Origin of the sequence: Actinoplanes cyaneus, from assembly GCF_016862095.1 — a bacterium.
GTDB classification, from domain to species: Bacteria; Actinomycetota; Actinomycetes; order Mycobacteriales; family Micromonosporaceae; genus Actinoplanes; species Actinoplanes cyaneus.
Window position 1 is genome coordinate 1 of sequence record NZ_BOMH01000184.1, and the last position, 505, is coordinate 505.

Here is a 505-nt window from a genome sequence, read left to right on the forward strand (position 1 = left end):
TCAGTATGTGTTGTGAGCCTGCAGTGACGCTTCGGCCAGCTACGACCAAATCGCGATGTCGCCTCCAGGCGTACAAACAAGAAGACCGGCGGACTTTCTCACTTGCCAGGCCTCGAACTGGGCATCCGGGTTCACAGCGAGACTGAGCCCGTTGTCAAAAGCCAGGTCCAATACGCCCGTCCTCAACACCGCGGACGAAGTGACCGTGGCGCCGAATACGGCCAAGGCCGGCGCAACCACCTGCTGCTCGGGATCCAGGTTAACGGCTTGAGCCTTCGAGGATGCTGGATCGCCCCGCCGGAGCACTGCCTTCGCCTCAATAGTGACCTCGGCGTCCCCATCAAGCACCAGTTCGAGCTGGTAGCTGACCCTCAGCTGAATCACGCGCATGCCTTCAAGTCCCAAGCGCCAGCCATCTTCGGTCTCGGCCCATAGCCGTACGGTGTCCACGGTTCCAGCATGCCCTGGACTGGAGTCGCGTCGCCGCGCAAGTGACACGCGACCA

General features: G+C 61.8%; 1 protein-coding gene. It reads right to left on the reverse strand.

Annotation, left to right across the window (positions count from 1 at the left end):
* Window positions 1-39 precede the first annotated feature (39 nt).
* Window positions 40-450: a DUF6188 family protein gene (locus tag Acy02nite_RS46280; RefSeq protein WP_203756882.1), complete on the reverse strand. Its 411-nt coding sequence runs from the start codon at window positions 448-450 to the stop codon at window positions 40-42.
* Window positions 451-505 lie beyond the last annotated feature (55 nt).